Source organism: Pseudomonas sp. NBRC 111127, from assembly GCF_001320345.1.
Classification (GTDB): domain Bacteria; phylum Pseudomonadota; class Gammaproteobacteria; order Pseudomonadales; family Pseudomonadaceae; genus Aquipseudomonas; species Aquipseudomonas juntendi.
In genome coordinates this window covers 35,551-61,485 of record NZ_BCBD01000007.1, presented here as the reverse complement: position 1 = coordinate 61,485, position 25,935 = coordinate 35,551, and the positions used below count along the sequence as shown (strand labels likewise).

Annotated in this window: 22 protein-coding genes and 1 tRNA gene; 14 read left to right on the top strand and 9 right to left on the bottom strand. The window is 63.1% G+C overall.

Annotation, left to right across the window (positions count from 1 at the left end; all coding sequences use genetic code 11):
* Positions 1–255 precede the first annotated feature (255 nt).
* The gene (gene tusA, locus APH30_RS02875) at positions 256–498 is read left to right on the top strand and encodes a sulfurtransferase TusA (RefSeq protein WP_009686255.1); all 243 of its coding nucleotides are present in this window, start codon (positions 256–258) and stop codon (positions 496–498) included.
* A 60-nt stretch (positions 499–558) separates the two neighbouring features.
* Positions 559–1,701: a 4-phosphoerythronate dehydrogenase PdxB gene (pdxB, locus tag APH30_RS02870; protein WP_054911659.1), complete on the top strand. Its 1,143-nt coding sequence runs from the start codon at positions 559–561 to the stop codon at positions 1,699–1,701.
* Between the two features lie 132 nt (positions 1,702–1,833).
* Here pdxB and APH30_RS28980 read toward each other — a convergent pair whose 3' ends face one another.
* Positions 1,834–2,007 (bottom strand): PA1571 family protein, encoded by a 174-nt coding sequence (locus APH30_RS28980; protein WP_009686257.1) that lies wholly within the window; start codon positions 2,005–2,007, stop codon positions 1,834–1,836.
* A gap of 209 nt (positions 2,008–2,216) precedes the next feature.
* Between APH30_RS28980 and APH30_RS02865 the strand changes: the two genes are divergently transcribed.
* Positions 2,217–3,980 carry an ABC transporter transmembrane domain-containing protein gene (locus tag APH30_RS02865; RefSeq protein WP_054911663.1) on the top strand — a complete coding sequence of 588 codons (1,764 nt, stop codon included), beginning with the start codon at positions 2,217–2,219 and terminating at the stop codon, positions 3,978–3,980.
* Between the two features lie 108 nt (positions 3,981–4,088).
* Here the strand turns inward: APH30_RS02865 and APH30_RS02860 are convergent.
* Together APH30_RS02860 and APH30_RS02855 are read right to left on the bottom strand one after the other, a co-directional pair.
* A tRNA-Pro gene (locus APH30_RS02860) sits at positions 4,089–4,165 on the bottom strand.
* 80 nt (positions 4,166–4,245) lie between these two features.
* Positions 4,246–4,467, bottom strand: a complete 222-nt coding sequence (locus APH30_RS02855) for a YgdI/YgdR family lipoprotein (RefSeq protein ID WP_009686259.1) — start codon at positions 4,465–4,467, stop codon at positions 4,246–4,248.
* A gap of 186 nt (positions 4,468–4,653) precedes the next feature.
* Here APH30_RS02855 and moaB point away from each other — a divergent pair, with 186 nt between their 5' ends.
* Together moaB and glp are read left to right on the top strand one after the other, a co-directional pair.
* A complete protein-coding gene (gene moaB, locus APH30_RS02850) occupies positions 4,654–5,193 on the top strand; it encodes a molybdenum cofactor biosynthesis protein B (RefSeq protein WP_009686260.1) in 540 nt (179 codons plus the stop codon).
* Positions 5,177–6,403 carry a gephyrin-like molybdotransferase Glp gene (gene glp, locus APH30_RS02845; protein WP_054911658.1) on the top strand — a complete coding sequence of 409 codons (1,227 nt, stop codon included), beginning with the start codon at positions 5,177–5,179 and terminating at the stop codon, positions 6,401–6,403. Before moaB ends, glp begins: the two co-directional genes overlap by 17 nt.
* Here the strand turns inward: glp and APH30_RS02840 are convergent.
* Positions 6,392–7,636, bottom strand: a complete 1,245-nt coding sequence (locus tag APH30_RS02840; protein WP_054911657.1) for a glycosyltransferase family 4 protein — start codon at positions 7,634–7,636, stop codon at positions 6,392–6,394. The two genes, glp and APH30_RS02840, sit on opposite strands and share 12 nt — an antisense overlap.
* Positions 7,637–8,000: 364 nt before the next feature.
* On the opposite strand from APH30_RS02840, the gene yegS reads away from it, so the two are divergent.
* Positions 8,001–8,888, top strand: coding sequence for a lipid kinase YegS (yegS, locus tag APH30_RS02835; protein WP_054911656.1), 888 nt, complete (start codon positions 8,001–8,003; stop codon positions 8,886–8,888).
* On the opposite strand, the gene APH30_RS02830 is transcribed toward yegS, so the two are convergent.
* From APH30_RS02830 to APH30_RS02820, 3 genes are all read right to left on the bottom strand, one after another.
* A complete protein-coding gene (locus APH30_RS02830; protein ID WP_029887253.1) occupies positions 8,872–9,531 on the bottom strand; it encodes a response regulator transcription factor in 660 nt (219 codons plus the stop codon). The two genes, yegS and APH30_RS02830, sit on opposite strands and share 17 nt — an antisense overlap.
* A complete protein-coding gene (locus APH30_RS02825) occupies positions 9,521–10,417 on the bottom strand; it encodes a sensor histidine kinase (protein ID WP_054911655.1) in 897 nt (298 codons plus the stop codon). Before APH30_RS02825 ends, APH30_RS02830 begins: the two co-directional genes overlap by 11 nt.
* Before the next feature lie 365 nt (positions 10,418–10,782).
* On the bottom strand, positions 10,783–11,292 hold the full coding sequence (locus APH30_RS02820; RefSeq protein ID WP_009686268.1) for a hypothetical protein: 510 nt from the start codon (positions 11,290–11,292) through the stop codon (positions 10,783–10,785).
* Positions 11,293–11,618: 326 nt separating this feature from the next.
* Here APH30_RS02820 and APH30_RS02815 point away from each other — a divergent pair, with 326 nt between their 5' ends.
* Together APH30_RS02815 and APH30_RS02810 are read left to right on the top strand one after the other, a co-directional pair.
* A complete protein-coding gene (locus tag APH30_RS02815; protein WP_054911654.1) occupies positions 11,619–12,554 on the top strand; it encodes a chemotaxis protein CheV in 936 nt (311 codons plus the stop codon).
* A 55-nt stretch (positions 12,555–12,609) separates the two neighbouring features.
* A complete protein-coding gene (locus APH30_RS02810; protein WP_054911653.1) occupies positions 12,610–13,413 on the top strand; it encodes an MOSC domain-containing protein in 804 nt (267 codons plus the stop codon).
* Positions 13,414–13,479: 66 nt separating this feature from the next.
* Here the strand turns inward: APH30_RS02810 and APH30_RS02805 are convergent, their stop codons facing one another.
* Positions 13,480–15,405, bottom strand: a complete 1,926-nt coding sequence (locus APH30_RS02805; protein WP_054911652.1) for a transglycosylase SLT domain-containing protein — start codon at positions 15,403–15,405, stop codon at positions 13,480–13,482.
* Between the two features lie 222 nt (positions 15,406–15,627).
* Here APH30_RS02805 and APH30_RS02800 point away from each other — a divergent pair, with 222 nt between their 5' ends.
* Entirely contained in the window at positions 15,628–17,556 is a 1,929-nt protein-coding gene (locus tag APH30_RS02800; RefSeq protein ID WP_054911651.1) for an ATP-binding cassette domain-containing protein, read from the top strand.
* A 125-nt stretch (positions 17,557–17,681) separates the two neighbouring features.
* Here the strand turns inward: APH30_RS02800 and APH30_RS02795 are convergent, their stop codons facing one another.
* Positions 17,682–18,122, bottom strand: a complete 441-nt coding sequence (locus APH30_RS02795; RefSeq protein ID WP_009686273.1) for a universal stress protein — start codon at positions 18,120–18,122, stop codon at positions 17,682–17,684.
* Between the two features lie 110 nt (positions 18,123–18,232).
* On the opposite strand from APH30_RS02795, the gene APH30_RS02790 reads away from it, so the two are divergent.
* From APH30_RS02790 to topA, 5 genes are all read left to right on the top strand, one after another.
* The gene (locus APH30_RS02790; RefSeq protein WP_029887011.1) at positions 18,233–18,670 is read left to right on the top strand and encodes a hypothetical protein; all 438 of its coding nucleotides are present in this window, start codon (positions 18,233–18,235) and stop codon (positions 18,668–18,670) included.
* Between the two features lie 860 nt (positions 18,671–19,530).
* On the top strand, positions 19,531–21,678 hold the full coding sequence (gene fadB / locus APH30_RS02785) for a fatty acid oxidation complex subunit alpha FadB (RefSeq protein WP_029887012.1): 2,148 nt from the start codon (positions 19,531–19,533) through the stop codon (positions 21,676–21,678).
* 31 nt (positions 21,679–21,709) lie between these two features.
* Positions 21,710–22,885 carry an acetyl-CoA C-acyltransferase FadA gene (gene fadA, locus APH30_RS02780; RefSeq protein ID WP_054911650.1) on the top strand — a complete coding sequence of 392 codons (1,176 nt, stop codon included), beginning with the start codon at positions 21,710–21,712 and terminating at the stop codon, positions 22,883–22,885.
* Between the two features lie 76 nt (positions 22,886–22,961).
* Positions 22,962–23,213: a DUF1653 domain-containing protein gene (locus APH30_RS02775; protein ID WP_025754461.1), complete on the top strand. Its 252-nt coding sequence runs from the start codon at positions 22,962–22,964 to the stop codon at positions 23,211–23,213.
* Positions 23,214–23,314: 101 nt separating this feature from the next.
* On the top strand, positions 23,315–25,924 hold the full coding sequence (topA, locus tag APH30_RS02770; protein ID WP_009686278.1) for a type I DNA topoisomerase: 2,610 nt from the start codon (positions 23,315–23,317) through the stop codon (positions 25,922–25,924).
* Positions 25,925–25,935 lie beyond the last annotated feature (11 nt).

The following is a 25,935-nucleotide window of genomic DNA, read 5'->3' as shown; positions in this document are numbered from 1 at the left end:
TTCGGTTCCAACGCCTACACCTTTGCAGAGCTTGAAATCCTGGGCGCTGGTTTTGATAGCGCGAAAACTCCAGCTGCGATAACGAGGCATAAGCCAGATCAGAAGCCGTGCGGGGGTACGTGGCGCTAAAGCCTCTGACCCGCCGTAGGGGCGCAAAGGGCCTGGGCAACGCCCGTCCCGACGTATGGCCTGCAAAGCCGCGCTTGGACCCCGCCGCGTGATGCGCGACAATAGCGATCATTTTCGGAGCCCCCCATGACCGATTTCACCCCCGACGCCATCCTCGATGCCACCGGCCTGAACTGCCCGGAGCCGGTGATGATGCTGCACCAGCACGTACGCAACCTGGCCGCCGGCGGCCTGCTCAAGGTCATCGCCACCGACCCGTCCACCCGCCGCGACATTCCCAAGTTCTGCAACTTCCTCGGCCACGAACTCGTGCAACAGCAGGAAGACGCCGGCACCTTCCTTTACTGGATTCGCAAAAAAGCCGACTGAAACCCTGTGCAACCCACCCGGCGATGCGCCTACACTGCGCTCCCCAGACAGGAGAGCGCCATGCTGATAGTTGCCGACGAAAACATCCCGCTGCTCGATGCCTTCTTCCAAGGCTTCGGGGAAATTCGCCGCTACCCCGGCCGAAGCCTCGATGCCGCCAGCGTCAAGGACGCCGATATCCTGCTGGTACGCTCGGTGACCAAGGTTGACCGCACATTGCTCGAAGGCAGCCGGGTACGCTTCGTCGGTACCTGCACCATCGGTACCGATCACCTCGACCTGGACTATTTTGCCGAAGCCGGCATTCGCTGGAGCAGCGCGCCAGGCTGCAATGCCCGCGGCGTGGTCGATTACGTGCTGGGCAGCCTGCTGACCCTGGCCGAACTGGATGGCGTTGCGCTGCCCGAACGGGTCTACGGCGTGGTCGGTGCAGGTGAGGTCGGGGGGCGGCTGGTACGTGTGCTGCGCGGCCTGGGCTGGAAGGTGCTGGTGTGCGACCCGCTGCGCCAGGCCGCTGAAGGCGGTGACTACGTCGGCCTGGAAACCATTGTCCAGCAGTGTGATGTGATCAGCCTGCATACCCCGTTGCAGCGTAGCGGCGGCTACCCCACCTGGCACTTGCTGGGCCAAGCGCAATTGGCACAATTGCGCCCGGGTGCCTGGCTGGTCAACGCCAGCCGTGGGCCGGTGGTGGACAACGCCGCCCTGCGCGAGCTGCTGCTGCAGCGCGACGACATCCATGCCGTGCTGGACGTATGGGAAGGCGAGCCGCAAGTCGACCTGCAACTGGCCGACCTGTGTACCCTGGCGTCACCGCATATTGCCGGTTACAGCCTCGACGGCCGCCAGCGTGGCACCGCGCAGATCTACCAGGCCCTGTGCCGCTTCCTCGGGGTGGATGAGCAGGTGCAACTTGCCGACCTGCTGCCGCGCCCGCCGCTGGCGCAAATCGAGCTGGATGCCAGCGCCGACCCGGCCTGGGCCCTGGCCACCCTGTGCCGCGCCGTGTACGACCCGCGCCGTGACGATGCCGACTTCCGCCGCAGCCTGAGCGACGACCCGCAACAACAGCGTGCCGCGTTCGACCAGTTGCGCAAGCAGTACCCAGCGCGACGCGAAATCGAGGGGCTGGCGGTGCGCCTGCGGGGCGAGGCGCCGCAGTTGGCGCAACTGGTCAATGCGCTGGGTGGCGTATTGGTCTGACGGCGTGCCGGCCGCTGCACGGGCATTCGCCCGGGTGAGAGCGCCCAGCCGGGCCTGGCCGCAAGGGGCCAGTAGAGCACTCAGGGCAAATAAAAACCCGGCGCGGGCGCCGGGTTGCAAGAAATTCGCCGCTCAACCTTTGCGTACGCGCTCGACCCGGCTCTGTTCCAGGGCCTTGCAAGCCTGCTGGATCATCTGCTCGGTGATCGGTACTTCGCGCCCCTGGGCATCAATGATCGAACCGCATACCTGGGGTTGCTGGTTCGGCCGGGGCTGCTGGTTGTCGCTGGTAGGCTGCAAGCTCATGCATGGTCTCCTCATCAGGTGAACACTCAGGGTAGTCCTGCACCGTGACTGGCCTGTGACGACAGGCTCGTCACGGCAATACCAGTCCAACAGAAACGCTGGCAAAGCTCCATACCCTGGTTAGATCGATAGGCTATAGCTACCTGCCCGCGTTCCCCAGCCCTGATGAGTGGTAGTCTGGGCCTTCGCCAGCCATAGTGATCTTCGCCATGTCCGAATCGGTTTCCCCGCAACCACGCCGGGCATTACGCCTGGCCTGGCAGTTCGTTCGCCCCTATCGCCGGCAGGTTCTGCTGGCCTTGCTGGCACTGGTGGTCACTGCGGGCATCACCTTGTCGATGGGCCAAGGCATCCGGCTGCTGGTCGACCAGGGATTCATGACCCGTTCCGCGCACCAGCTCAACCAGACCATCGGGCTGTTCCTGCTGCTGGTACTGGCCCTGGCGGTGGGAACGTTCAGCCGTTTTTACCTGGTGTCCTGGATTGGCGAGCGCTGCGTGGCCGACATGCGGCGGGCCGTGTTCAACCACCTGATCGGCCTGCACCCCGGCTTTTTCGAAGATAACCGCAGCGCCGAGATCCAGTCGCGGCTGACAGCAGACACCACGCTGCTGCAATCGGTCATCGGTTCGTCGCTGTCGATGTTCCTGCGCAATGCATTGATGGTGCTGGGCGGTGTGGTGCTGCTGTTCATTACCAACCCCAAGCTCACCAGCATCGTGGTGGTGACCCTGCCGCTGGTGTTGGCGCCCATCCTGCTGTTTGGTCGCCGCGTACGTAGGCTGTCGCGGCAGAGCCAGGACCGGGTCGCCGACGTAGGCAGCTACGTGGCCGAGACGCTGGGGCAGATCAAGACTGTGCAGGCGTACAACCATCAGGCACACGACCGCGCACTTTTTGCCGACACGGTCGAAGCGGCGTTCACCGTGGCGCGCAAGCGCATTGCTCAGCGGGCCTGGCTGATCACTCTGGTGATCGTCTTGGTGCTGGGGGCGGTTGGGGTGATGCTGTGGGTGGGCGGCATGGATGTGATCGCGGGGCGCATATCTGCCGGCGAACTGGCCGCCTTCGTGTTCTACAGCCTGATCGTCGGCAGCGCCTTCGGCACCCTCAGTGAAGTGATCGGCGAACTGCAGCGCGCCGCCGGTGCTGGCGAGCGCATCGCCGAACTGCTGGCCGCACGCAGCGCAATCCTGCCGGGCTGTGCCGCCTCGGGCCTGGCGGGGCAGAGGGCCCGCGGGCACATCGAGTTGCAGGAACTGGTGTTCGCCTACCCGTCACGGCCCACCGTGGCAGCGGTAGCTGGCCTGAGCCTGGTCATCGAGCCTGGCCAGACCGTGGCCCTGGTCGGCCCATCAGGGGCCGGCAAGTCGACCTTGTTCGATCTGTTGCTGCGGTTTTACGACCCCCAGCAAGGGCGCATCCTGCTCGACGGCCAGCCGCTGACAGAATTCGACCCTGACCAGCTGCGACGGCAGTTTGCCCTGGTTGCACAGAACCCTTCGCTGTTCCGTGGCACGGTGGAAGCCAATATCCGCTATGGCCGCCCCGAGGCGAGCCAGGCCGAGGTCGAAGCCGCAGCCCGCGGCGCCCATGCTGATGAATTCATTCGGCAGTTACCTCAGGGCTACCAGACACCGCTGGGGGAGGGTGGCATCGGGCTTTCCGGCGGCCAGCGCCAGCGCCTGGCGATTGCCCGGGCGCTACTGGTGGACGCGCCGATCCTGTTGCTGGACGAAGCCACCAGCGCCCTCGACGCGCAAAGCGAACACCTGATCCAGCAAGCACTGCCTCGCCTGATGGCCGGGCGTACCACGCTGGTCATCGCTCATCGGCTGGCCACGGTCCAGCACGCCGAGCGCATCGCTGTCATCGACCAGGGGCGCTTGGTGGCGGTGGGCACTCATCGCCAATTGATCGAGCAAAGCCCACTGTATGCCCGGCTGGCGGCCTTGCAGTTCACCAGTGCCTGACACGGGGGTGGCGGGGGCAGTGCAGGGGTGGCTATCGGCTTTCAACGTTACCGTTGGTTGCAGTTTCCAGGCACAAAAAAGCCCGCATCAGCGGGCTTCTGGAGGATCTGGTCGGAGAGACAGGATTCGAACCTGCGGCCTTCTCGTCCCGAACGAGACGCGCTACCTGGCTGCGCTACACTCCGATGAACAAAATCCTACTGCATCGTGTTTTTGCTCGCAAGCCCCTGTTGTGCAAAGGGGCTTTGCTGAAAACGCGGCGCGGTTACAGCTCTTTCACGGTGCGGATCTGGTCCTTGTTCAGACGGGTGCGCTTGCCGTCCAGCTGCTCGAATTCGTAGAAGCCGGAGTCTTCGTCGTAGGACGGTTTATCCGTCGCCTGGATTTCTCGGCCATCGTTCAGGGTGATGACGGTTGGGGTGGAGCAGCCGGCAAGGGTGCCCAGGCCCAAAGCGAGCAGGAAGGCGGGTAGGGTCCGTTTGATCATCGTGGTTCTCCAAGTGCGATGGTGCTAGATGACATTTATGACGCAGGACTTTAGTGCAAGTTCACTGCAAGTGCATCATAGCGATAAATCTGCGCGGTTGATCCAGGGCAAGTTTGTTGGGCGCAACCCGGTAAAAGTGCGCTGTGATATAACTGCGGCCAACCTATCCTGTTGTGACGGACCCCCATGAAAGCCAAGGCAGATACCCCCTTTGTGCCGCTGAATATCGCGGTGCTCACCGTTAGCGATACCCGCACGCCCGACACCGATACCTCTGGCCAGATGTTCGTCGACCGGTTGAGCGAGGCCGGCCACCACCTGGCAGAGCGGGTATTGCTCAAGGACGACCTGTACAAGATCCGCGCACAGGTTGCCACCTGGATCGCCGACGAGCGCGTGCAGGTGGTGCTGATTACCGGCGGCACTGGCTTTACCGGCCGCGACAGCACGCCGGAGGCGGTGGCCTGTCTGCTGGACAAGCAGGTCGATGGCTTTGGCGAGTTGTTCCGGCAGATCTCCGTGCCGGATATCGGTACCTCCACGGTGCAGTCGCGGGCCTTGGCCGGTCTGGCCAATGGCACCCTGGTGTGCTGCCTGCCGGGCTCGACCAATGCCGTGCGCACCGGTTGGGACGGCATTCTTGCCGAGCAACTCGACGCCCGCCATCGGCCATGCAACTTTGTCCCGCACCTGAAGCAGGCAATGGCCTGTGACAGCCGTGGCTGAGGTCAGTCAGCCACGGCCGCTGATGCCGGTAGAGCAAGCCCTGGAACAATTGCTGGCATTGGCCGAGGCGGCACCGATTCAGGAGACTGAAAACCTGCCCCTGGCCGAGGCGGAGGGCAGGGTACTGGCGACCGACCTGGTCGCCTCGCTCGACCTGCCGCCCTGGCCGAACAGTGCCATGGACGGCTATGCCCTGCGCCTGGCCGACTGGCAGGGCCAGCCGTTGCCTGTCAGCCAGCGCATCTTCGCCGGCCATGCGCCACAGCCTCTGCAGCCGGGCACCTGTGCCCGCATCTTTACCGGCGCCCCGGTGCCGGCAGGTGCCGATTGCGTCGAGATGCAGGAAAACACCCAGGTGCTGGAGGATGGCCAGGTATGTTTCGTCGAGGCGCTGCACGCCGGGCAGAACATTCGCCCGCAGGGCCAGGAAACCCGCAAGGGCGAGCAGGTGATGAACGCCGGCACGCGCCTGGGACCGATCGAACTGGGCCTGGCGGCGACCTTGGGCCACGCCCGGCTCGAGGTGGTACGCAAGGTCAAAGTGGCGGTGCTGTCCACCGGCGACGAACTGGTCGAGCCCGGGCTGCCGTTGGGGCCCGGCCAAATCTACAACAGCAATCGTCGGCTACTGGTCAGTTGGTTGCAGCGCCTGGGGTGCGAGGTGGTCGATGCCGGCATCCTGCCGGATGACCTGGCGCAGACCCGCGCCTGCCTGGCCGGGCTGGGCCACGTCGACCTGATCCTGTCCACTGGCGGCGTGTCGGTGGGCGAGGCCGATTACCTGGGGGCCGCACTGCGCGAAGCGGGCGAGCTGGCGCTGTGGAAGCTGGCGATCAAGCCGGGCAAACCGCTGACCTTCGGCCATTACCAGGGCGTGCCGGTGATCGGCCTGCCGGGTAATCCGGCCTCGACCCTGGTCACCTTTGGCCTGCTGACCCGGCCCTACCTGCTGCGGCGCCAAGGGGTGGGCAATGTCACGCCGCTGCGCTTCGACATGCCGGCGGGGTTTGACTGGCCCAAACCCGGTAGCCGCCGCGAATACTTGCGTGCGCGCATCGAGGACGGCCAGGTGCGCATCTACAAGAACCAGAGTTCGGGTGTGCTGCGCAGCGCAGCCTGGGCCGACGGGCTGGTGGAGGTGCGCGAAGGCAGCACGCCGAAAACGGGTGACAGCGTGCCATTCATTCCCTTCAGCGAACTACTTGGCTGAACGCCCCAGCCAGGCATCGGCCAGCGGCCCTGGCACCGGTGCTGCCTGGGTCAGGCGCATGTGCACGGTTTCCAGTTGATGAGCCGCCACGCTCCAGTCGTGGCGCTGGCGGGCGAACTGGCGCCCGGCCGCGCTCAACTGGCTCATGCGCCAGGGCTGGTTGAGCAACTGGGTGATCAGCAGGGCCAGTTGATCACTGTCATCGCTGCCCAGGTAATGCTCGCCGTTGTTCACCGCCAGGCCGGAAACGCCCTTGCCGGTACTGATGACCGGCAAGCCGGCAGCCATTGCTTCAAGAATTTTCACCTTCGAGCCACCGGCATAGCGCAGCGGCGCGAAAAACAGGGCTGAGCGGCTTTGCAGTTCACGCAGATCGGGTCGATAGCCGAGCCATTCGATCCGCGGGTCATTCCAGTGCAGCTTCCAGCTGGCCGGCATCGCATGCCCGGCAATCGCCAGGCGCACGGCCGGGTTGCTCAGCCACACCTGCGGCATGATGTCTTCCAGCGCCCACTCGATGGCTTCCAGGTTGGCGCCGTATTCAAAATTGCCGACAAACAGCAGGCGCTGGCTGTGCAGCGCCGGTTGCACCTGCTGGTAGAAATCACATTCCACGCCATTGACCACCACATTCACCGGGCGCCTGCTGATCTGCCCGATCAGCTCGGCGTCGTGAGCGCTGACGGCTACCAGCTCGGTGGGCTGGCCCAGCACGCGCTGTTCCCAGCGCCGGTAGCGCCAGCGGTCGAAGGCATTGAGCGGGCGTAGCCATAACGGCAGGCGGTCATGGCAGACGCTGCCGGTAACCGACTCCAGGTTGTGTTCGCTGAGCATGAAGGGCAGGCCGCGGGCCTGCAGGGCCTTCTCGAACGGCTGGAAGCTATAGCTGTGCTCGATCTGGATCACGTCCCAAGGTTCCTCCAGCAACTGCTCGAAGCGGTGCCGCAACGCTGCGCAAAGGCCGTTGATGATCGCCCGCATGGGGTAGTCGATGATCGGCGATGCCAGCAGGTTCAGCGGGCTATGCAGCGGCCTGCGCGGCAGGACTATCAGCCGTTCGAGGTACGGTTCCAGTGCCTCGCGTGCGGCGTCGCTGAGGGGTATCTTCGATTGCACCAACAAGGTGATGCGGTGGCCGCGCTGGGCCAGTGCCCGGATCAGGTGGTATTGGCGAGTCTTGCAGCCACTGGTGGTCGGCCAAGGCAGGTAAGGCAGTGTCCAGAGAATACGCATGACCGTGGTCCTCGCTGACGGCTGCAGAGGGCAAGACGCACCTGTCGGCCGGTTGCAGGAGAGGGCCGGGAGGTGCGTCCGTGGCGGGCAAGCCAGGGCATTTCACAGTCAAAATGCTGACTCGCCTGTGCTCATTCGCTTGTAGGGTCAAAAACCTGTCAAAAGTGTCTCGACTCAGCATAGCCGGGCATTGTCGGCTGTGGAAAAAATGCCATTATCTTCACTACCAGCCGAGCCGGCGCTGCTGCAGGGAACACCGCCTGCCACGCGCGACACGCCGCTGGCTGTTTTTGAACGCGACATGCAACGATCCACGCGTGCCCGTGGTCGAGATAGGGTTGGTCAACCTCAGGGAGATGCGCCTATGCAAGCGCGCAAGGCAATGCTGGTCCTGCACGGCAAGCAGGCGATGAACGACGAACTGCGCGATGCCGTGCACGACATGCGCGACAGAGGCTGGGTGCTGGATGTGCGGGTCACCTGGGAGGCGGGCGATGCCCAGCGCCTGGTGACCGAGGCGCTGGCGGCAGGTTACAGCCACATTGTCGCCGGTGGCGGCGACGGGACCCTGCGCGATGTGGCCGAGGCCATGGGGCAGGCCGGGACCGATGCCAGCCTGGTATTGCTGCCGTTGGGCACCGCCAACGATTTTGCCAAGGCCGCCGGCATTCCGCTGGAGCCTGCCGCTGCGCTGGCCTTGTTGAACGTGGCGGCACAGCCCATAGACCTGGGCCAGGCCGGCGACCAGCTGTTCCTCAACATGGCCACCGGCGGGTTCGGTAGTCAGGTCACGGCCAATACGTCCGAAGACCTGAAGAAGGTTCTGGGCGCCGCGGCCTATCTGTTCACCGGCCTCACACGCTTCAGCGAACTGCAGGCGGCTTCGGTCGAGCTGCAAGGGCCGGATTTCCACTGGCAAGGGGACCTGCTGGCACTGGGTATCGGCAATGGCCGCCAGGCGGGAGGCGGGCAGGAGCTGTGCCCGGATGCGGTAGTCGATGATGGCTTGCTCGATATCGCCGTGTTGCCTGCCCCACAGGAAATGCTGGGCACGTTGCGTGACCTGCTGGCCGGTGATGGCCTGTTCGTCCGTGCCAGGTTGCCCTGGGTCGAGATCAAGAGTGCCCAGGGCCTGGACCTCAACCTCGATGGCGAGCCCTTGCAGACTACCAACTTGCGTTTCGAAGCCCGGCCCGCAGCGTTGCGCCTGCACCTGCCTGCCGGGTCGCCGCTGCTCAGTCGTCCAGGCTGATGATCTTTTCGCGCACGGCAAACAGTACCAGGCCAGCCACGTCATGAATTTGCAGGCGCTTCATGATTTGCGAGCGGTGGGTTTCCACGGTCTTGATCGACAGGCCAAGGCCAGTGGCAATTTCCCGGGTCGACTTGCCGCGCACGATCAGGCGCAGGATCTCCAGCTGGCGCGCCGTAAGGTTGTGCCGGTCGCTGCCGCCCTGTGCGCCCGGCCTGTTGCGCTGCAGCGCCTGGTTGATGACGGTGTGGGCGATGGCCGGGCTCAGGTAGCGCTCGCCGTGGCGTACTGCCTCCAGCGCCTGCTCCAGCTCGGTGGCACTGGTGTCCTTGAGCAGGTAACCGTGGGCACCGCTTTCCAGGGCACGCATGATCAGGTCCGGATCGGTGTGCATCGACAGGATCAGCACCTTGCAGGTGCTGCCGCAGGCCCGCAATTGGGTCAGGGCGTCCAGTCCGCTGGTCGAGCGCATGGAAATGTCCAGCAGGACAATGTCCGGCGCCAGTGCGCGCACCTGCTCAAGCAACTGGCTGCCATCGTCGGCCTCACCGACCACGCTGTAGCCGGGAATATCGCAAACCAGCGCACGTACGCCGGCGCGGATCAGCGAGTGGTCGTCGACCAGCAGCAATCTACAGGTCATGGGCAACAGTACTCCTGGCGCGTTGCTGGGTGCGCGGTGGCCACGGGAACATCGCTTCTATCCGTGTACCCTGGCCAGGCTGGCTGGTGATCTGCAGGCTGCCCTGCAAGGCCGTTACCCGCTCCTGCATGCCGGCCAGGCCGCGCTGGTCGGCCTCGGCCGGGTGCCGGGCGGGGACGAAGCCGCGGCCATCGTCGTGAATCGACAACGCCAGCCCGGCAGGGGTGCGTTGCAGGCGCACAACCAGGTTGCGTGCCTGGGCATGGCGCAGCATGTTGGTGACCGCTTCCTGAGTGATGCGGAACACTGCCATGGCCACTGCATCGTCAATGCCGCCCAGACGTTGGTTGCACGCCAGGCTCCAGTGTACGCTGCTGCTGCCCAGCGTGCGGACCAAGTGCGCGCGCAAGCTGGCTTCCAACCCAAGACTCGCCAACTGCCTGGGGTTGAGCAGGCTCGACACGTTGCGTACCGTGCCCAGGGTGTCATCCAGGGTGCTGTGCAGCGCATCGCAGTGGCCCTGCAACTCGGCCGGCATGCGCCGTTTCAGCCACTGCAGTTGCAGTTTGGCGGCAGTCAGCAATTGGCCAATGTCGTCGTGCAACTCCCGGCTCAGGTGTTGCCGCTCGTCTTCCTGCACCTTCAGCATGCGCTCGGCCAGTTCAGCCGGCCGCAGGCTGATCGACCTCGCCCCCAATCCCAACTGCAGGGTGGCGGCCAGCGTTGCGGCCAACTGCAAAAGCAGCAGGCCAGCCGGGATAGCCAGGTTGGCCAGGTACAGCATCAGGTTGGTGACCAGCGAGGCCACACACAGCCCGACCGTCAGCCAGCGCAGCAGGGCAACGCGGCAGCAGCTACGCATGTAGAATTTCAAGCGTGGGAGCATAAATAGGGAAGCCACTGAAGTATTGCTGATAGAGGCCTTGCACAATGCGGGTCAGAGGCTTTGGCGCAGTACTTCCGCTGTTTGGTCGAGCACCTGATGTGCAAACTTTTTTGTGATTGCAAGTGTTTGTGGGGGCGCATATTACCACTTCGTACGGTGTCGGTCGCGGCTGGGTGACGCTCCGAAACGCCTGTTGGCAGGGCGGTGCCGGGTAGCAAAGTGCCACCCGCGGATCCCGCTGCTCGCACCCGCGCTGCAACTAAGGCGGTAATGATTCAACTTGGCCTTCCTGAAACTTTGCGAACTTTGCAAGTTCGACCAGCGCAGGGCTTGAGTGCATGTAGTTAGTTGCACTTCTGGTCAGGTTAATGCGCGCGGTACGACCGGCTGCCATGGCTGCCGGAGCGCATGACATCATGCGGGTGATCGCACGTTTTGCCTGCTTCATCGCAAGACGCGCAAGCAGGGGCAAGGGGTTGCTGCACGACCTTGGCCAGCTCGCCCAGCAGCACCAGTTGCTCGCCGATATCCAGGTTCAACCGCCCGGTTCGGCTGTCGAGCAACTCCAGTTGCCAGGCCAGCAGGGTCAGGCACGCCTCGATCGCAGGCAATGCCTCTGGCTGCAGGCAGCCGCTGTAGCAGGCTGGGGCCAGCAACTGGTGAAGCGCGGTGGCGTAATGGGCAACTTCGCGCGCGCCCAGGCGGGTGGCCTGCCCGGCGAGGCTGGCCAAGGTGCTGTCCAGGCAGCGGCAGGCGTCTGGATCGTTGTCGATCAATTCCAGATGCTGCAGGCATTCCTGGGCCTGGGTCAGCAGTACCTGGGCATCCAGCAGGAAGCCCTGCAGTGCGTTATCGAACGCTAAGGCAGTGTCCATGATCAGGTCCCCGCGCGTGGGGTAGGCGCAGGTGACGGGCACGCCGCAACGATAGCTAGCAAAAGCCTGACTCCATTCATGCAATGAGAATGGCGTCACATTAATGGCTAAAGGATATCGCGAATATCAGGTTTCACCTGACTGCCCCTAGGGGTTTCCCTGATACGGGTTGCCGAATTCGAGCGGGGTGCCGGCAGTAAAGCATGATGGTAAAGTGATATCAATTGCCGGGTCGGCATTTTCCCGCAAGGGTCAAGGTGTGCGGGAAGCCGCCGATACAGGGTAGATCAATTCACCTTTTTCGACTCAAGCCTGGGGGCTTTCCAATGGCTGGCATTCTCGACACGGTAGACCAACGCACGCAACTGGTAGGTGAGAACCGCCTGGAAATCCTGATGTTCCGCCTGTCGGGCCGCCAATTGTTCGCGATCAACGTGTTCAAGGTTCAGGAAGTGCTGCAACTGCCCAAGCTCACCCTGATGCCCCAGCGTCATGCGTTCGTCTGCGGTGTGGTCAACCTGCGTGGGCAGACGTTGCCGGTGATCGACCTGTCCCAGGCCATTGGCATGCGCCCGCTGCAACCCACGCCCGACAGCACCATCATCGTCACCGAATACAACCGCTCGGTGCAGGCTTTCCTGGTAGGAGGGGTCGACCGCATCGTCAACATGAACTGGGAGTCGATCATGCCGCCGCCGTCCAGCGCCGGACGCCAGCATTACCTGACTGCCATCACCAAGGTCGATGAGCAGCTGGTCGAGGTCATCGACGTGGAAAAGGTGCTGGCTGAAATCGTGCCTTACAACGCCCGGGTTTCCGGCGACAAACTGGCCGACCCCGTGCTGGCACGGGCGCGAGGCCGCGAGGTGCTGCTGGTGGACGACTCCAGTGTGGCCCTGGCGCAGTTGCGCGACACCTTGTCCCAGTTGGGCATGAAACTGCATGTGGCCAGTGATGGCCTGAAGGCACTGCGCATGCTCAAGGGTTGGGCCGATGCCGGCGAGGACGTGTGTGAGAAGCTGCTGATGGTGTTCACCGACGCCGAAATGCCGGAAATGGACGGTTACCGCCTGACCACCGAGATTCGTGGCGATGCGCGGCTGCGCCAACTCTATGTGGTGCTGCACACATCGCTGTCGGGCAGTTTCAATGAATCCATGGTCAAGAAAGTGGGCTGCGACAACTTCCTCTCCAAGTTCCAGCCCGATCGCCTGGTCGACGTGGTCAAGCAGCGCCTGTTGCTGGATACGGCCACCGCGTGATCGCCACGCCTGCCCGGTATAAGCTTGGCATTTGCCAAGACGCGAGGCGGCAGGGATGTTTCTGAGTGAGTTGTACCGATACCCGGTGAAGTCGTGCCAGGCGCAAAGCCTGCGCGCTTCGCCGGTGGGGCTGCTGGGCCTGCAGGGCGACCGGCGCTGGATGGTGGTCGAGGCAGAAAACGGACGCTTCCTGACCCAACGTGCCTGGCCACGCCTTGGCCAGATCGCGGCGCACGATGACGGCTGCGGCCAGCTGCTGTTGCAGGCGCCTGGGCGCGCCTCGCTGAGGGTGGCAGTGCCACCTGCCGATGAGGGCCTGCGTGGCGTGACGATCTGGCGCGATACCTTGCGCGTGCCAGACGCCGGCGATGGCGCGGCGGCCTGGCTGAGCGAGTGGCTGGGCAAGGCTGTGCGCCTGGTGCATTGCCCGGAGCAGCGTGCCCGTTATTTGCCCAACGGTTATGGCTTCAACAGCGATCGCGCGGCTTTTCCGGATGGTTTCCCCTTGTTGCTGATCGGCCAGGGCTCGCTGGACGAGCTTGACCGCCGCGTGGGGCGGCCCATGGAGATGCTGCGTTTTCGGCCGAACCTGGTAGTGCAGGGCGCCGAGCCTTTCGCCGAGGATGGCTGGAAGAGGATCCGCATTGGCACCCTCGAATTCCGGGTGCTCAAACCGAGTGTGAGGTGCATCTTTACCACTATCGACCCCGCCACCGGCGAGCGCAGTGAAGACCGTGAACCGATGGCCACGCTCAAGACCTTCCGCGAAAAGGAAGGCGATATCCTGTTCGGGCAGAATCTGGCGGTGGATGGCAGCGGGTGGCTTGAGGTCGGGATGGGCGTGGAAATCCTGGAATAGCTGTGTGCTGGCACCGGCCTGTTCACAGGTTTGCCCGTGAACAGGCCGGCAAGGGCTCAGCGAACCTTACATGTCATCGAAATACCGCTCATGCCAATCCACCAGCGGCTGCGGTGCATTCAGTTTCTGCCCGTAGATCACCGAATACGACAGCACGTTCTGCACGTATTGGCGGGTTTCGTCGAACGGGATCGACTCCACCCACACATCGAAACTCAGGTGCTTGGCGCCCCTCAGCCACTGGCGCACGCGCCCCGGCCCGGCATTGTAGGCTGCCGAGGCCAGGACCCGGTTGCCGTTGAACTGGCTGTGCACCTGGCTCAGGTAGGCGGCGCCCAGCTGGATGTTCTTGTCCGGGTTGAGTACTTGTGCCGGTGAGGCAAGCGGAATGCTGAACTTGCGGGCCGTTTCCTTGGCGGTAGCCGGCATCAGTTGCATCAGGCCGCTGGCGCCGACCGGGGAGCGTGCGTCTTCCATGAACGCGCTTTCCTGGCGGGTAATGGCAAATACCCAGCTCGAATGCAGGCCGCGCACGTTGGCTTCGCGCACCAGGGTATCGCGGTGGGCCATCGGGAAGCGGATGTCCAGGTCGTCCCAGTACTGGGCCTGGCTGATGGTGCGGATGGCCGGGAAGTACCAGCGCAATTCATAACCCAGGCGCGCCTGCGCCACCATTTCATCGCGGTTGAAGTGCCGGCTGACGTGGTACCACTCGCGGCGGCCTTCGACGATCTGGCCGCGGGCATGGAATTCCAGCGCCCGCTGGATGCCGGGCGTATTGCGTACTTTCTTCACCAGTTGCGGGCTCAGCAACAGGGGTTTGTTGTTCAGTTGGTACGGTGTCTTGGCCCGGTCGGCGGCGAGGAAACCATAGAAGTCACGCTCGCGCGCCACGGTCTTGTACAGCAGCGGGATCTGCGGGTTGTTCGGCTGTGCCAGCTCCAGGCTGCGCGCTTGCCAGTACTTCCAGCGGCTGCTGCTGGCCAGGTCCTGAGGCAGGCGCCGGGTCAGCTCGTAGGCGTCTTCCCAGCGGCCCAGGCGCAGCAGCAGGCGCAGGCGCCATTCACTGACGGTGTTGTCGCGCAGCTCAGGGTCGTAGCGGGTCATCAAGTCGAGCGCACGCGGGTCGTAGCGGCGGGCCAGGGTCAGGCCGATTTCGCGGGCGATGGCCACCTTTTCGTCGCGGGAGAAATGCATGCGCTGGGCGTAGTCGTCCAGCAGCGCCATGGCCCGCTCCGGGTCCTGGCGCGCCAGGCGGCGCAGGCCCAGGCTGACCACATCGGCCATCGCCTCGTTGGCCGGGGCAAAGCGTGATGGCTGGTTGAGCAGCTCAGGCTTCTGTGCCACGTCGACCAGCAGCCGGCCTTGTGCGCCGAGGGTGGTCAGGCCGTTGACCAGGCTGTTGGCCAGGCTGTAATTGCGCGCCTGGGCTGCCAGCTTGGTGCGCTGCCAGCGCTTGCTCTCGGTCAGCTGGCCTTCAGCGGCCCACATGCCGAACAGTGTGTCGCACGCGGCAGGTTGCGACTTGCCCACGTTCCACAGCTTTTCGGCGGTGGCGTTGGCTTCGGCACGCAGGCCATGGCTGAGCTGGTACTGGCCGTTGAGGCAATCGAGCTCGGTGAAGTTGAGCTTGGGGTCGTAGTACTTGACGAAGGTGTCCCACTCGCCGCGTTCGGCCAGCCAGCGCAACCAGCGCAGTTTCATCCAGTTGGCCTGGGGCAGGTCGCCATGCTTGGCGAGGAACGCCTCGATTTCCTGGTTGCTGGCGCTTTTCAGGCGGGCGGTGAGCTCGTCGTAGGCCAGGTACGGGGTCAGCGGGTAGTCGCTCAGAGCCTGGGCATAGCGCAGGTAGGGGCCTTTGTCGCCTTTGGCCAGCGCGCGTTTGGCCTCGTCGTAGTACTGGCGCTGCAGGGTGAGGTCGGTGGCCTGTGCCGCGCTGGTGGCAGCGGTCAGCAGCAGGCAGGAAGCAATTTGTAACAGGCGGCTGCGCATGATACGTCCGGGCAGTTGAACCATGGGGAAGTGACGGCGGAGCCAGCACTGTTGGAAGCTATTGCCTTAGCTTAGCCGTTTGCCGGCAGCAGGTGAAAGCACTGTGCTTGTATCGGCATATTAACGTCGACCGGATGTCGCCACGGGTGCATCGATTGGCCTGGCAGCTGCCGTCGGGGGCCCAACTCAGGTAGAATGCGCGCCCGATTTATGGAGACCAACATGACCCTGCTCAAATTCAGCGATGTGTCCCTCGCATTCGGCGCCATGCCGCTGCTGGACAAAGTGTCCTGGCAGATCGCTCGTGGCGAGCGGGTGTGCATCATCGGCCGCAACGGCACCGGCAAGTCGAGCATGCTGCGCCTGGTCAAGGGCGAGCAGAAGGGCGACGACGGGGAAATCTGGCGTGCGCCGGGCCTGAAGATCGGCGAACTGCCGCAGGAACTGCCGGTGGCCGATGAGCGCACGGTGTTCGACGTGGTCGCGGCCGGCCTCGACGGCGTGGGTGAACTGCTGGCGCAGTTCCACCACCTGAGCATGAACATCCAGGGCGACGATGACCTGGAAAAGCTCATGCACGTTCAGCACGAACTGGAAGCCCGCGACGGCTGGCGCCTGCAGCAGGTGGTGGAAAGCACCCTCAGCCGCCTGCAACTGCCTGCCGACAAGACCCTGGCCGAGCTGTCCGGTGGCTGGCGCCGCCGTGTGCTGCTGGCCCAGGCGCTGGTGTCGGAGCCCGACCTGCTGCTGCTCGACGAGCCGACCAACCATCTGGACATCGGCGCCATTGCCTGGCTCGAAGAGGCCCTGCGCGGCTTCAACGGCGCGGTGCTGTTCATTACCCACGACCGGTCGTTCCTGCAGAACCTGGCCACCCGCATCCTTGAACTGGACCGTGGCGGCCTGATCGACTGGAACGGCGACTACGCCAGCTTCCTGGTGCACAAGGAGGCCGCACTGGCCGCCGAAGAAACCGCCAACGCGCTGTTCGACAAGCGCCTGGCCCAGGAAGAAGTGTGGATTCGCCAGGGCATCAAGGCCCGCCGTACCCGCAACGAAGGTCGCGTGCGTGCCTTGAAGGCCCTGCGGGTAGAGCGTGGCGAGCGCCGCGAACGCCAGGGCAAGGCCAATATCCAGATCGAGGCGGCGGAAAAGTCCGGCAAGCAGGTCATGGTGCTGGAAAACGTGAGTTTCCATCATCCCGAAGGGCCGATGCTGGTCAAGGACTTCTCCATGGTCCTGCAGCGCGAAGACCGTATCGGCCTGCTGGGTGCCAACGGTACCGGCAAGACCACCTTGCTGAAGTTGATGCTCGGTGACCTGGAGCCCACTTCAGGCAAGGTCGAGCGCGGCACCAAGCTGGAAGTGGCCTATTTCGACCAGATGCGCCACCAGCTCGAGCTGGAAAAGACGGTGATCGACAACCTCGCCGAAGGCCGTGACTTCATCGAGATCGATGGGCAGAACCGCCATGTGCTCAGTTACCTGGGCGACTTCCTGTTCAGCCCCCAGCGTGCGCGCACGCCGGTCAAGGCGCTGTCGGGGGGGGAGCGTGCCCGCCTGCTGCTGGCCAAGCTGTTCAGCAAGCCGGCCAACCTGATGGTACTCGACGAACCGACCAACGACCTGGACGTGGAAACCCTCGAACTGCTCGAAGAGGTGCTGTCCAACTACAAGGGCACCGTGCTGATCGTCAGCCACGACCGGGCCTTCCTCGACAACGTCGTCACCAGCACCCTGGTGTTCGAAGGCGAGGGCAAGGTGCGCGAGTATGTAGGGGGTTATGAGGACTGGATTCGCCAGGGCGGCTCGCCGAAGCTGCTGGGCGTGACCGAGAGCAAGGGCGGCAAGTCGGCTCTCAACAGCGCGGTGGTGGAGAAGGTCGAGGCCAAGCCTGCGCCTGTTGCTGCGCCGGTGGTGGAAGAGGCATCGAAGAAAAAGCTCAGCTATAAGCTGCAGCGTGAGCTGGAGATGCTGCCGGGGCAGATCGACGCGCTGGAGCAGCGCATGGCTGAAGCTCAGGAAGAGGTGAATGCGGCGGGCTTCTATCAGCGGCCGATTGCGGAAACTTCGGCAGTGCTGGCCAGGATCGAGAAGTTGCAGGGTGAGCTGGATGTACTGGTGGAGCGCTGGGCTGAGCTGGAAGGCTGATAGTTGTTAGCCTGGTCCGGCCCTATCGCCGGCAAGCCAGCTCCCACAGGGACACCATAAGGCTTGAAATCCATGGTGCCTCTGTGGGAGCTGGCTTGCCGGCGATAGGGCCGGACCAGGTCGGATCAGTCTTTCTTCTGCAAGCGTACCGCCAGCACGTCACACGGCGCACCGTGCAGCACGTCATTGGCCGTGGACCCCAACAGCAACGCCAGGCCGTGGCGGCCATGGCTGCCGACCACGATCAGGTCGCAGTGTTGTTCCTTGGCAAGCTGGTGAATTTCCTGGCGAGGTTGGCCGTAGGTCAGGTGCGAGTCGCCCCGATTAATGTCCGGGTACTTGTTGAACAACCGGTCCATGCGCTCTTTGGCCTGGTCGAACTGCTGTTGTTGCAGTTGCGACAGGTCCATCGGCACATCGCCGCCAAACGCCATGGCCATTGGCTCGACGATATGCACCAGCGATACCTTGGCGTTCGATGGGGCGGCCAAGGCCATGGCGCGCTTGATCACCGGGTCGCATTCTTCGGTCAGGTCGACCGCGACCAACAAATGTTCGTAGGGCATGAGCAGTACTCCTGACAATCGCGATAAAGGAAGTATGGTCGCTTTCGGGCGGGTCTTCCGTGAAAAATGGCTAACCAGCTCATTTGCAACGCTTTATGGAATCTACTGATATGACGGTATTGCTGGTGGTGTCAATCCTTGCGCTGATTCTCAGCCCGTTTTCCTGGTTGCGCAGTTCGCGCAAGCAGAGCGAGCAGATGAAGCTGCGCCTGGAAGCCCGACGCATGGGGTTGGCCATGCAGCTGGCCCCGCAACAGTGGCCGCACTGGCTGGAGAAGGAGCCGCCAAGTCCTTGCCCGCAGTACCACCGGGCGCGCCGCCGTGGGCACCAGAACAGCTTCAGCTACTGGCAGGTCAGCCCGGGGGTGTGGTGGAACCAGTACCGCGAACCCTGCGAAGACCCGCGCTTCGTGGAGGCACTGGCGCGCTTGCCGGCGAGCGTTTACAAGGTAGAGGCCGATGCCCGGATGATCGCGTTGTACTGGACTGAACGGGGCGATACGGCTGTATTGCAGGATGTTGCCTACGTCCTCGAAACCCTCGCCTGAGTTCAGCTAAACACGATCCCTTTAGGAGTAACTCTCTTTCTCAAAATTTGAAAAGCCTGCGCGATTCACCTGTAGGAGCGGGCAAGCCCGCGAAGCAGGCGACGCGGTGGAGGGCACCGGCTGCGCCGGTGTTCGCGGGCATGCCCGCTCCCACAGGGGCTCTGCGCTGGCTTGGAGTGGCCGCCGTATTTGCAGCAGCAACTGTCTTTCTCAAAATTTGAAGCCTGCGCGATTCACCTGTGGGAGCGGGCAAGCCCGCGAAGAAGGCGACGCGGTGTCTGGCACCGGCTGCGCCGGTGTTCGCGGGCAAGCCCGCTCCCACAAGTGGAACGGTGAATGACCAGGTCTAATCCCCTCTCAAGACACAATGCCGCTCCTACAACGACAAAGCGGCGGCTTGGCATACCCCTGAAGGGGTGGGGTGCCAAGTCGCCGCTTTGCGTTCTGCTTTCGCAGAAAAGGCCAGGCAGGCCGGGTATTCATTCACGCAAGTGGCAGTGTAGCCATACCCGCTCGGCGCGCAAGCGAAAATGTGCAGCGCCTGTGCAATCCCGCGGGTCGATCGCTGGCATGAATGACCGGTGATCACTGTCATCATGGTTTGCTGCGCGCACGGTACAAAATGACCGGAAAGTCGCGTTTTCTTCGTGCTCGTGAGCATTTGACAACGCAGATCTTTTCGGAGAATGTGTGCACACCCAAATCAAACGGGCGTATGAATTGAGCGTTTGTATGTCACCACGCCAAGCCATACTTCCGACTAGCGCGCTGACGGGTGTGCCTGGGCGGGGCAGTTAGGCCTGCTTCCGCTGCAGCGATCGGCGTGTACAGTTCAGCTTCCATATCGTGGAGATCAGTTGATGATTTACGAAGGTAAAGCCATCACGGTTAAGGCTCTTGAAAGTGGCATCGTCGAGCTCAAGTTCGACCTCAAGGGTGAGTCCGTCAACAAGTTCAACCGCCTGACCCTGAACGAGCTGCGCGAGGCCGTAGGCGCCATCCAGGCCGACGCCTCGGTCAAGGGCGTCATCGTCAGCAGTGGCAAGGACGTGTTCATCGTCGGCGCCGACATCACCGAGTTCGTCGACAACTTCAAGCTGCCCGAGGCCGAACTGGTCGCCGGCAACCTGGAAGCCAACCGCATCTTCAACGCCTTCGAAGACCTCGAAGTGCCGACCGTCGCGGCCATCAATGGCATCGCCCTGGGTGGCGGCCTGGAAATGTGCCTTGCCGCCGATTACCGTGTCATGTCCAGCAGCGCCAAGATCGGCCTGCCGGAAGTCAAGCTGGGCATCTACCCGGGCTTTGGCGGCACCGTGCGCCTGCCGCGCCTGATCGGTTCGGACAACGCCATCGAGTGGATCGCTGCCGGCAAGGAAAACCGCGCCGAAGACGCCCTCAAAGTCGGCGCCGTCGATGCCGTGGTTGCGCCCGAGCTGCTGCAGGCTGGCGCCATCGACCTGATCAAGCGCGCCATCAGCGGCGAGCTCGACTACAAGGCCAAACGCCAACCCAAGCTGGAAAAACTCAAGCTCAACGCCATCGAACAGATGATGGCGTTCGAAACTGCCAAGGGCTTCGTTGCCGGGCAGGCCGGGCCGAACTACCCGGCCCCGGTCGAAGCCATCAAGAGCATCCAGAAGGCCGCCAACTTCGGCCGCGACAAGGCGCTGGAAGTCGAAGCGGCCGGGTTTGCCAAACTGGCCAAGACCTCGGTTGCCGAGAGCCTGATCGGCCTGTTCCTGAACGACCAGGAGCTCAAGCGCAAGGCTAAGGCGCACGACGAAATCGCCCACGACGTGAAGCAGGCTGCCGTGCTTGGCGCCGGTATCATGGGGGGCGGCATCGCCTACCAGTCCGCGGTCAAGGGCACCCCGATCCTGATGAAGGACATCCGCGAGGAAGCCATCCAGCTGGGCTTGAACGAGGCCTCCAAACTGCTTGGCAACCGCGTCGAAAAGGGCCGCCTGACCCCGGCCAAGATGGCCGAGGCGCTCAATGCCATCCGCCCGACCCTGTCCTATGGCGACTTTGCCAATGTCGACATCGTGGTCGAGGCCGTGGTCGAGAACCCGAAAGTCAAACAGGCGGTGCTGGCGGAAGTGGAAGGGCAGGTCAAGGACGATGCGATCCTTGCCTCCAACACTTCGACCATCTCCATCAACCTGCTGGCCAAGGCGCTCAAGCGTCCGGAAAACTTCGTCGGCATGCACTTCTTCAACCCGGTGCACATGATGCCGCTGGTGGAAGTGATCCGTGGCGAGAAGTCCAGTGAAGTGGCGGTGGCCACCACCGTGGCCTATGCCAAGAAAATGGGCAAGAACCCGATCGTGGTCAACGACTGCCCGGGCTTCCTGGTCAACCGCGTGCTGTTCCCGTACTTCGGCGGCTTTGCCAAGCTGGTCAGCGCCGGTGTCGACTTCGTGCGCATCGACAAGGTCATGGAAAAGTTCGGCTGGCCAATGGGCCCGGCCTACCTGATGGACGTGGTAGGCATCGACACCGGCCACCACGGCCGTGACGTGATGGCCGAAGGTTTCCCTGACCGCATGAAGGACGAGCGCCGCTCGGCGGTGGATGCCCTGTACGAGGCCAACCGCCTGGGGCAGAAGAATGGCAAGGGTTTCTACGCCTACGAAACCGACAAGCGTGGCAAGCCGAAGAAAGTGTTCGACGCCACCGTGCTCGACGTGCTCAAGCCGATCGTGTTCGAGCAGCGTGAAGTCACCGATGAAGACATCGTCAACTGGATGATGGTGCCGCTGTGCCTGGAGACCGTGCGCTGCCTGGAAGACGGCATCGTCGAGACCGCTGCCGAAGCCGACATGGGGCTGGTCTACGGCATTGGTTTCCCTCCCTTCCGCGGTGGTGCGCTGCGCTACATCGACTCGATCGGTGTCGCCGAATTCGTTGCCCTGGCCGATCGCTATGCCGACCTGGGGCCGCTGTACCACCCGACCGCCAAGCTGCGCGAAATGGCCAAGAATGGCCAGCGCTTCTTCAACTGAGCGGTCAACGAGCTAGAGCGAGAGATTTGATATGAGCCTGAATCCAAGAGACGTGGTGATTGTCGACTTCGGTCGCACGCCGATGGGCCGCTCCAAGGGTGGCATGCACCGCAACACCCGCGCCGAAGACATGTCGGCGCACCTGATCAGCAAGCTGCTGGAGCGCAACGGCAAGGTCGACCCCAAAGAGGTCGAGGACGTGATCTGGGGCTGCGTCAACCAGACCCTGGAGCAGGGCTGGAACATCGCCCGCATGGCTTCGCTGATGACGCAGATCCCGCACACCTCCGCTGCGCAAACCGTCAGCCGCCTGTGCGGCTCGTCGATGAGCGCGCTGCACACTGCCGCCCAGGCCATCATGACCGGCAACGGCGATGTCTTCGTGGTCGGTGGCGTGGAGCACATGGGCCATGTCAGCATGATGCACGGCGTGGACCCTAACCCGCACCTGTCCTTGCATGCCGCCAAGGCTTCCGGGATGATGGGCCTCACTGCAGAAATGCTCGGCAAGATGCATGGCATCACCCGTGAGCAGCAGGACCTGTTTGGCTTGCGTTCGCACCAGTTGGCCCACAAGGCTACGGTCGAAGGCAAGTTCAAGGATGAAATCATCCCGATGCAGGGCTACGACGAGAACGGCTTCCTGAAGGTGTTCGATTACGACGAAACCATTCGCCCGGAAACCACCCTCGAAGGCCTGGCGTCGCTCAAGCCGGCATTCAACCCCAAAGGGGGCTCGGTCACGGCCGGTACTTCGTCGCAGATCACCGACGGCGCGTCGTGCATGATCGTCATGTCTGGCCAGCGCGCCATGGACCTGGGTATCCAGCCGTTGGCGGTAATCCGCTCGATGGCGGTGGCAGGTGTGGACCCGGCGATCATGGGCTACGGCCCGGTGCCATCGACCCAGAAAGCCCTCAAGCGTGCCGGGCTGACCATGGCAGACATCGACTTCATCGAGCTCAACGAAGCCTTCGCTGCACAGGCCTTGCCAGTGCTGAAAGATTTGAAAGTGCTCGACAAGATGGATGAGAAGGTTAACCTGCACGGCGGCGCCATCGCTTTGGGGCACCCGTTCGGTTGCTCTGGGGCACGTATTTCCGGCACCCTGCTCAATGTCATGAAGCAAAATGGCGGTACCCTCGGGGTGGCGACCATGTGCGTCGGCCTCGGCCAAGGTATCACCACTGTCTTCGAACGCGTCTGATCGCGCCGCTGGACAGCAACCGGGGCCTTGTGCCCCGGTTTTGTTTTTTCAGGTTTTATTCAGGAGGGTGTGCAACATGCAGATACAGCCAGGCGTCTACCGGCATTACAAAGGGCCTGAGTACCGTGTCTTCAGCGTTGCGCGGCACTCCGAGAGCGAAGAGTGGATGGTTTTTTACCAGTGCCTGTATGGTGACTACAGCTTCTGGGTGAGGCCACTTTCGATGTTCCAGGAGTCCGTCGAGGTTGACGGCGAGCAGGTGCCACGCTTTGCTTTGGTCAAGGCCGAAGAGGGGCTGCCCGGGTTGCTGGGCAAGTCGCACGCATGATCGTTCGAACTTGACCTCACACTTTTGCCACTATATATAGCGGTGCCGCGTGTCGGCACCTGACGCGTTTTTCATCTTCAGATTCAGGAATACTCCGATCCATGGGCAAATCGCTGGTCATTGTGGAATCCCCGGCCAAGGCCAAGACCATCAACAAGTACCTGGGCAACCAGTACGTGGTGAAGTCGAGTATCGGCCATATCCGAGACCTCCCCACCAGCGGTTCGGCCAGCGCAAGCAAAGAGCCGGCCGCCAAGCGTGGTAAGGCTGCGGGTGAGGCCCCGGCGCTTTCACCCAAGGAAAAGGCCCGTCGCCAGCTGGTGTCGCGCATGGGTGTCGACCCCGACCACGGCTGGAAAGCCAAGTACGAGATCCTGCCTGGCAAGGAAAAGGTGATCGAAGAGCTGCGCCGCCTGGCCAAGGATGCCGACACCATCTATCTCGCAACCGACTTGGACCGCGAAGGGGAAGCCATTGCCTGGCACCTGCGCGAGGCCATCGGTGGTGACGACGCCCGCTACAAGCGCGTGGTGTTCAACGAAATTACCAAGAAGGCGATTCAGGAAGCCTTCTCGCAACCGGGCGAGCTGGACATCGACCGGGTCAACGCCCAGCAGGCTCGGCGTTTCCTTGACCGTGTGGTGGGCTACATGGTGTCGCCGCTGTTGTGGGCCAAGATTGCCCGTGGCCTGTCCGCCGGTCGCGTGCAGTCGGTAGCGGTCAAGCTGGTGGTAGAGCGCGAGCGTGAAATTCGCGCGTTCATCCCCGAAGAATACTGGGAAATCCACGCCGACCTCGGCACCGCGAAAAACGCCAAGGTGCGTTTCGAAGTGGCGCGCGAAAATGGCGAGGCGTTCAAGCCGCTGAACGAAGCCCAGGCCATGGCCGCGCTGGAGAAGCTCAAGGCTTCCAGCTACAGCGTGGTCAAGCGCGAAGACCGCCCGACCAGCAGCAAGCCGTCGGCGCCGTTCATTACCTCCACCCTGCAGCAGGCCGCCAGCAACCGCCTGGGCTTCGGCGTGAAGAAGACCATGATGATGGCCCAGCGCTTGTACGAAGCTGGCTACATCACGTACATGCGTACCGACTCGACCAACCTGTCGGCCGATGCCCTGGACATGGCACGCAGCTACATCGAGCGTGAGTTCGGCAAGCAGTACCTGCCGGATGCACCGCTGGTCTACGGCAGCAAAGAAGGCGCCCAGGAAGCGCACGAAGCGATTCGCCCGTCGGACGTGAATACACACCCGACCAAGCTCAGTGGCATGGAGCGCGACGCCGAGCGCCTGTACGAGCTGATCTGGCGCCAGTTCCTGGCTTGCCAGATGCCGCCGGCGCAGTACCTGTCTACCAGTGTCACCGTGGCTGCCGGCGATTTCGAGCTGCGCGCCAAGGGCCGTATCCTGAAGTTCGACGGTTATACCCGTGTGCTGCCACAGCAGAGCAAACCGGGTGAAGACGACGTACTGCCGGAAATGGTCCAGGGCGAAGCGCTGAAGTTGCTGCAGATCGACCCGAGCCAGCACTTCACCAAGCCGCCGGCACGCTTCACCGAAGCCAGCCTGGTAAAGGAAATGGAAAAGCGCGGCATCGGTCGCCCGTCGACCTACGCGGCGATCATTTCCACCATCCAGGACCGTGGTTATGTGACCCTGCACAACCGCCGCTTCTACTCCGAGAAAATGGGCGACATCGTCACCGAGCGCCTGTCGGAAAGCTTCTCCAACCTGATGGACTACGGCTTTACCGCCGACATGGAGGAGAACCTCGACGACGTGGCCCAGGGCGAGCGTGACTGGAAGAACGTGCTCGACGAGTTCTATGGCGACTTCAGCAAGAAGCTGCAGACGGCCGAGTCGAGCGAAGACGGCATGCGCGCCAACCAGCCGACCATGACCAATATTCCGTGCAAGGAATGTGGCCGGCCAATGATGATTCGTACTGCTTCCACTGGCGTATTCCTTGGCTGCTCTGGCTACAGCCTGCCGCCGAAAGAACGCTGCAAGGCGACCGTCAACCTGGTGCCCGGCGATGAGATCGCTGCGGACGACGAGGGCGAGTCCGAGTCGCGGGTGCTGTTGGGCAAGCACCGTTGCCCGATCTGCGCCACGGCGATGGATGCCTACTTGCTGGATGAGAAGCACAAGCTGCATATCTGCGGTAACAACCCGGACTGCCCTGGCTACGAAATCGAAGAAGGCAACTACCGCATCAAGGGTTACGAAGGGCCAAGCCTGGAATGCGACAAGTGCGGTAGCGAGATGCAACTGAAGACCGGCCGGTTCGGCAAGTTCTTCGGCTGCACCAACCCGGCTTGCAAGAACACCCGCAAACTGCTGAAAAGCGGTGAGGCAGCGCCACCGAAGATGGACAAGGTGGACATGCCTGAGCTCAAGTGCGAGAAGGTGGACGACACCTACGTGCTGCGCGATGGCGCCTCGGGGTTGTTCCTGGCGGCCAGCCAGTTCCCCAAGAACCGCGAAACCCGGGCACCACTGGTCATGGAAATCGTGCCGCACAAGCACGAGATCGACCCGAAGTACCACTTCCTGTGCGATGCGCCGCAGAAGGACCCGGACGGCCGCCCTGCAGTGATCCGCTACAGCCGCAAGACCAAGGAGCAGTACGTGCAGTCCGAGGTTGATGGCAAGCCTACCGGCTGGAAGGCGTTCTACGACGGTGGCGCGTGGAAGGTAGAAGACAAGCGCTGAGCCTTCAGTGC

Coding starts and splice junctions, on each gene's coding strand:
- tusA (WP_009686255.1), top strand. CDS start 256: ATGACCGATTTCACCCCCGACGCCATCCTCGATGCCACCGGCCTGAAC.
- pdxB (WP_054911659.1), top strand. CDS start 559: ATGCTGATAGTTGCCGACGAAAACATCCCGCTGCTCGATGCCTTCTTC.
- APH30_RS28980 (WP_009686257.1), bottom strand. CDS start 2,007: ATGAGCTTGCAGCCTACCAGCGACAACCAGCAGCCCCGGCCGAACCAG.
- APH30_RS02865 (WP_054911663.1), top strand. CDS start 2,217: ATGTCCGAATCGGTTTCCCCGCAACCACGCCGGGCATTACGCCTGGCC.
- APH30_RS02855 (WP_009686259.1), bottom strand. CDS start 4,467: ATGATCAAACGGACCCTACCCGCCTTCCTGCTCGCTTTGGGCCTGGGC.
- moaB (WP_009686260.1), top strand. CDS start 4,654: ATGAAAGCCAAGGCAGATACCCCCTTTGTGCCGCTGAATATCGCGGTG.
- APH30_RS02840 (WP_054911657.1), bottom strand. CDS start 7,636: ATGCGTATTCTCTGGACACTGCCTTACCTGCCTTGGCCGACCACCAGT.
- yegS (WP_054911656.1), top strand. CDS start 8,001: ATGCAAGCGCGCAAGGCAATGCTGGTCCTGCACGGCAAGCAGGCGATG.
- APH30_RS02830 (WP_029887253.1), bottom strand. CDS start 9,531: ATGACCTGTAGATTGCTGCTGGTCGACGACCACTCGCTGATCCGCGCC.
- APH30_RS02825 (WP_054911655.1), bottom strand. CDS start 10,417: ATGCTCCCACGCTTGAAATTCTACATGCGTAGCTGCTGCCGCGTTGCC.
- APH30_RS02820 (WP_009686268.1), bottom strand. CDS start 11,292: ATGGACACTGCCTTAGCGTTCGATAACGCACTGCAGGGCTTCCTGCTG.
- APH30_RS02815 (WP_054911654.1), top strand. CDS start 11,619: ATGGCTGGCATTCTCGACACGGTAGACCAACGCACGCAACTGGTAGGT.
- APH30_RS02810 (WP_054911653.1), top strand. CDS start 12,610: ATGTTTCTGAGTGAGTTGTACCGATACCCGGTGAAGTCGTGCCAGGCG.
- APH30_RS02805 (WP_054911652.1), bottom strand. CDS start 15,405: ATGCGCAGCCGCCTGTTACAAATTGCTTCCTGCCTGCTGCTGACCGCT.
- APH30_RS02800 (WP_054911651.1), top strand. CDS start 15,628: ATGACCCTGCTCAAATTCAGCGATGTGTCCCTCGCATTCGGCGCCATG.
- APH30_RS02795 (WP_009686273.1), bottom strand. CDS start 18,122: ATGCCCTACGAACATTTGTTGGTCGCGGTCGACCTGACCGAAGAATGC.
- APH30_RS02790 (WP_029887011.1), top strand. CDS start 18,233: ATGACGGTATTGCTGGTGGTGTCAATCCTTGCGCTGATTCTCAGCCCG.
- fadB (WP_029887012.1), top strand. CDS start 19,531: ATGATTTACGAAGGTAAAGCCATCACGGTTAAGGCTCTTGAAAGTGGC.
- fadA (WP_054911650.1), top strand. CDS start 21,710: ATGAGCCTGAATCCAAGAGACGTGGTGATTGTCGACTTCGGTCGCACG.
- APH30_RS02775 (WP_025754461.1), top strand. CDS start 22,962: ATGCAGATACAGCCAGGCGTCTACCGGCATTACAAAGGGCCTGAGTAC.
- topA (WP_009686278.1), top strand. CDS start 23,315: ATGGGCAAATCGCTGGTCATTGTGGAATCCCCGGCCAAGGCCAAGACC.